Raw genomic sequence first — 3,700 nt, 5'->3', positions numbered from 1 at the left:
GGCATCGCGGCCCTGGCCGGTCTCATCCGCGACGGCCGGGCCGAGAACGCGGCCGCGTTCCTGGAAACGCCCCACGCGGACGTGACCATCAGTCCTTGCATCGGGGCGCACCAACTGCGGGAAGAACTCGCGCCCCTGGTCCGCGCCGCTTTTGGCGGATTGGGACACGCCTCGGACCCGGCCCAGGCCTTTGTCCGCTTCGAGGCCCTGCGCATCCTGTCCCCGGTGCGCCAGGGGCCGCGCGGGGCCGAGACCCTGAACCGGCTGGCCCGCGAAATTCTCGGCTTTGGCCGCGACGACCACGCCTGGTATCCGGGCCGGCCGGTCATGATCCGCGAAAACGACTACAATCTGGGCCTCTTCAACGGCGACGTCGGCATCGCCCTGCCCGTGGACGGGGTGTTGCGCGTCTTTTTCCCCGGCCCGGACGGTTTCACATCCCTGTCCCCGGCCCGCCTGCCCCGCTTCGAGACCTGCTATTCGATGACCGTGCACAAGAGCCAGGGCTCGGAATTCGATCACGCCGTCCTGGTCCTGCCCGAGGAACCCTGTCCGGTCCTGGGCCGCGAACTCCTCTACACCGCCCTGACCAGGGCCAAACGCCGCTTCACCTTGATCGGCCGCCCGGATCAGGTCGCCACGGCCGTCAATGCCCCGGCGCGCCGGGATTCCGGGTTGGGGGAGATGCTACGGACGGCGTCGGCATAGCTCCCGACGCCGCCCGGCAACACGTCATTCCATTACCATTGCAAAGCACCTGGGAACGCGGCCGTCTTGGCCGCTTTCATGCACGCGAAACGCCCGCGCTCCCAGGGGTGACTCGTGTTTTGCTTGAGAAATGAAATCAATCCTGACAGACCCGGCCCCGGTCGGCGCCCTTGCCGCCCAGGGAATTATGCGTGTCCATGGCGCAAAGCCGGCCGCACATGGTGCAGGTCTTGCCCTCGCGGGGCCGGTTTTCCTCCCAGCGCCGCCGGGGCAGGACCGGGTCCAGGGCGGCGGCGAAGACGCCCTCCCAATCCAGATCCTTGCGAGCCACGGACATGGCCCGGTCGCGGTCCGCCGCACCGGGGACACCCTTGGCGATGTCTCCGGAATGGGCCGCGATGAGCGTGCTGATCACGCCCAGGCGCACGTCGTCCATGTCCGGCAGGCAGAGATGTTCGGCCGGGGTGACATAGCACAAAAAGTCCGCGCCGGCCGAGGCCGCGGCCGCCCCGCCGATGGCGGCCGTGATGTGGTCGTAGCCTGGCGCGATGTCCGTGGTCAGGGGGCCGAGCACGTAAAACGGCGCGCCGTCGCAAATCCGCTTCTGGAGCATGACGTTGCCAGCGATCTGGTCAAAGGGCATGTGCCCCGGCCCCTCGATCATGACCTGCACGCCCCGGTTCCTGGCCCGCCGGGCCAGTTCGCCGATGACCAGAAGCTCCTGGATCTGGGCCGCGTCCGTGGCGTCGCCGACCGCGCCGGGCCGCAGACCGTCGCCCAGGCTCAGGGTGACATCGAAACGGAAGGCGATGTCCAGCAGACGGTCGAAATGCTCCAGAAGCGGATTTTCCCGGTCGTTGCGCTCCATCCACGCGGCCAGAAGCGCCCCGCCCCGGCTGACGATCCCGGCCACGCGGTCCTGACCCAGGGTACGGGCCACGCCCTGCCGGGTCACGCCGCAATGCACGGTGATGTAGTCGATGCCCTCGGCGCACTGCTCCTCGATGGACGTCAGCAGCATATCGGCGGTCATGGCCTCGATTTCCCGCCCCGCGTCCACCAGATCCGCGACCACGGCATAAATCGGCACGGCCCCGACCATGACCGTGGAATGATCCAGAATGGCCCGGCGCGTGGCCGTCAGATCCCGGCCCGTGGACAGATCCATGACGCTGTGCGCGCCGGCCCGGACCGCAACGTCGAGCTTGGCCAGCTCCACCGCGAGCGTTCCCTGCACGCCGGACGTGCCGATATTGGCGTTGACCTTGGTTTTCAGGCCCGCGCCAATGCCCTCGGCCGCGAAATCCCGGCCCACGTTCTTGGGGATGACAATGTGGCCACGGGCCACGCCCTGGCGGATGAATGCCGCATCCCTGCCTTCCTTAACCGCCACCTCGGCCATTTCCGGGGTGATGACGCCCTCGCGGGCGAGACTGAGCTGTGTCATGCTGTTCTCCGTGAAAAGTGCATAAAAAAAGCCGCCTTCCCCAACAGGAAGGCGGCGCGACAAACCACAAGCATTCGTAAGCCGTTTCCCTCCGCTGGAATGATCCAGATCAGGTTCCAAGGGTATGATCTCAGGCCACAAGGGCCACCCCTAACGTTTGTTCGTGCCTAGATCGTTTCGCGGACTCTGTAAACAGGACCTGAAACTCCGACACGCTTCACGACGCATGATCGATTTTTTTCCATTTCTTGCCAAGGCGGTCCGAAGCCGGCTAAATTCGGGCCACTCTAACCACACCTGGAGAACAACATGGCATCACTGGCAAAATTCTGGAACAGTCTGGTCCGCTGGCAAAAAAACACGCTCATCGCCAGTTGCGTGCTGGCCGTATACGCCCTGGTCGGCTTCATGCTCCTGCCGCGAGTTCTTCATCATATTCTGGTCACGAATGTTGCCGAGGCACTGCATCGCCCGGTCAGTGTGGAAGAAATCCGCTGCAATCCCCTGGCATTAACCCTTGATGTCCGCAATCTGCGCGTGGCCGAACAGAATGGAACCGATGAATTTGTCGGCCTGGACGGATTGCACGCCGATATCGAGCTGGCGTCCGCGTGGCGGCTGGCCATTGTTCTCAAGGATATCCGTCTGGACGGACCGCGCCTGCACATTCGCCTGGATGAAGACGGCCAGCCCAACTTCGCGGACCTGACCGCGACCACCCCGGAAGACCCAGACAAAGACACTGCGGACACCGTGCTCATCCCGGTCATCATCGAACCGTTCAGCATCGGCAACGGCACCGTGGTGCTGGAAGACGGCACCAGAAAGGCGACCCACGTCATCGACCGGATCGATCTCCGCGTGCCCCGCTTTTCCTCCCGCAAGACGGACTGGGAGACCTTCATGACCCCCAGTCTGTCCTTCCGGGTCAATGGCGCCCCCCTCACCCTGCAGGGGCGGACCATCCCCTTCCACGACTCCCTGAAAACCCAATTCGATCTCAGCGTGGTCGAGCTGGGCCTGCCCCAATACTGGCCCTATGTTCCCGCGTCCAAGGATCTAAAACTGGCCAAGGGCACCCTGACCTTGAACAACACCCTGGTTTTCGAACAACATGAAGGCGCCCTGCCGACTTTTTCCCTACAGGGCAGCATCACCGGGCAGGACCTTGAACTCACGGATCAGGGAGACACTGTCTTTTCCGCGCCGCGCACGGAAGTGGTTCTGGACGATATTTCAATCACGAACCTCCGCCTGGGCCTCAAAAGCGTGACCATGGACAGCCCGTTTCTCAAAATCGTACGCCACAAGGATGGCACGCTGAATTGGGCCGGATATTTCGCGACGGCTCCGGACGCACACGACACCAACGCCACCGCCGGCAATTCCTCGGCGGAATCGGCCCAGTTTCTCCTTTTCGCCCCGGAGGCAAAAATCACCAACGGTCGCGTCGCCTTCCGCGACGAAACCCTGCCCACGCCCTTCGCGAAGGAAGTGCGCCAAGTCGACATCACGGTCACGGACCTGAGCACGGCGGTCAACGCC

3 protein-coding genes and 1 riboswitch are annotated in these 3,700 nt (G+C 64.2%); of the genes, 2 read left to right on the top strand and 1 reads right to left on the bottom strand.

All coding sequences use genetic code 11. From position 1 onward, the window contains the following. Window positions 1-708, top strand: a 708-nt coding sequence (locus tag EOL86_12835; GenBank protein ID NCD26460.1) for an exodeoxyribonuclease V subunit alpha, incomplete at its 5' end; no start/stop codon positions are given. A 136-nt stretch (window positions 709-844) separates the two neighbouring features. Here the strand turns inward: EOL86_12835 and thiC are convergent. Continuing rightward, window positions 845-2,155 (bottom strand): phosphomethylpyrimidine synthase ThiC, encoded by a 1,311-nt coding sequence (gene thiC, locus EOL86_12830; protein ID NCD26459.1) that lies wholly within the window; start codon window positions 2,153-2,155, stop codon window positions 845-847. Window positions 2,156-2,224: 69 nt separating this feature from the next. Beyond that, a riboswitch (TPP riboswitch) is annotated at window positions 2,225-2,317 on the bottom strand. 147 nt (window positions 2,318-2,464) lie between these two features. On the opposite strand from thiC, the gene EOL86_12825 reads away from it, so the two are divergent. Further along, on the top strand, window positions 2,465-3,700 hold a 1,236-nt coding region (locus EOL86_12825), incomplete at its 3' end, for a DUF748 domain-containing protein (protein NCD26458.1).

Source organism: Deltaproteobacteria bacterium (assembly GCA_009930495.1).
In the GTDB taxonomy this organism is placed as follows: Bacteria; Desulfobacterota; Desulfovibrionia; order Desulfovibrionales; family Desulfomicrobiaceae; genus Desulfomicrobium.
Note: the sequence above shows the minus strand (reverse complement) of the source record. Positions and strands in the feature narration are given on the sequence as shown.

Excerpts from the sequence above, each read along its gene's own strand:
- thiC (NCD26459.1), bottom strand. The coding sequence starts at position 2,155 with ATGACACAGCTCAGTCTCGCCCGCGAGGGCGTCATCACCCCGGAAATG.